We start from the raw sequence: 1226 nt of genomic DNA, 5'->3' as shown, positions 1-1226 counted from the left end.
GGTCTTAATGCAAATGTGGCAACACGAAATCACCAGTGCTTCGACTGCACCATGAAAGACACTCCCTTGTTGACGGCTCAGACCTCATCGAACCCGGCTAATCGTCTTGCTGTAGCTCTGTGATCGTCCCTGAGTTCATTGCTTTGCTGTAACCTTATTTTACGACAATCGTCAAATATAAAGCATCGGCGTTTCAGTAAAATATCAGCACGTTTACCATGAATGGGAGAATCCATGAACCACTATGTTTTGACTCCTTGCCCCTTATTCTCTCGTCTATCCTCACTGCTCCTATCCACAAAAAGCAAAGGATAGAACCATTAAAAGTCTACTCTTGCATGTATTGGTCCTCCTGCCTTTCGTCTGCCCGGTTGAGCCGCAGACTTGCCGTTTTATTGTTGAGGTCAACCAGAACAGGGCTTCGACAAGCCAGAGTTTTTCTATAAAAACTGAGCCGGGCACATTATCTGTGATGCCAATGACCGATTGCAGGCCGATACGAAGCGAGCCATTACACATTATCCGCACAAATGGATATTCAGGTTCAGGCGCGCCTCCCGATGACAAACCCTGCAGGCGAAACAATCTTCAGATCATCACTATGATGTACGGAACGAACGGCGGGAACTATTCCCGGACAACGGGGCAAGAGGATCATGGTCAGTCATTCGATAGACATTCAGAAAAATCCCATTACCTATACGACAACGACCATAATGATGAAAATTCGGGCCGACCCACCAACTCCCGACACAGCCTTGACGAAAATTGCCATGAACAGCCCTGTTGTCATCGACAAGGACGCTGCATCTTCGCTCCCTCTACAATTACCCAGTGTCGTTCAACCTCAGCTGACTCTTTCGCTTGCAGAACAGGTGTCTATTTGCAAACAGGCGATCATGAATCTGGCTCGGTAAGCCATCCTGCTGAAGGTCCGACAGTTGTCTCGGGTGCTGACAGTAAAACCGGTCCATCATTAACATTAAATCCACCTCCTGCGAAAAAACAAAGGAAGGCAGGCTCCAAAAAATACCGATGTGTTCACCCCGGCTGTGAAAAATCACTAAGCTCTCAAGCCTCATTGAACAATCACAAAAGGCAATATCACACCGGAGAGCAAACCTGCCCTGAGTGCCAGAAGATCCTGCTAAACGCTCAAGCCCTGAAGGATCACAAAAATAAATATCACACCCCGGAGCAAACCTGCCCTGAGTGCCAGAAGACCC

The 1226-nt window shown here is 47.8% G+C and carries 1 protein-coding gene; it reads left to right on the top strand.

The genetic code is table 11. The annotated features are described in order from the left end of the window. Positions 1-334 precede the first annotated feature (334 nt). On the top strand, positions 335-1226 hold an 892-nt coding region (locus KBW69_RS23400; protein WP_257282543.1), incomplete at its 3' end, for a hypothetical protein.

It is taken from the genome of Endozoicomonas sp. ISHI1 (assembly GCF_024606225.1).
Classification (GTDB): Bacteria; Pseudomonadota; Gammaproteobacteria; order Pseudomonadales; family Endozoicomonadaceae; genus Endozoicomonas_A.
Note: the sequence above shows the minus strand (reverse complement) of the source record. Positions and strands in the feature narration are given on the sequence as shown.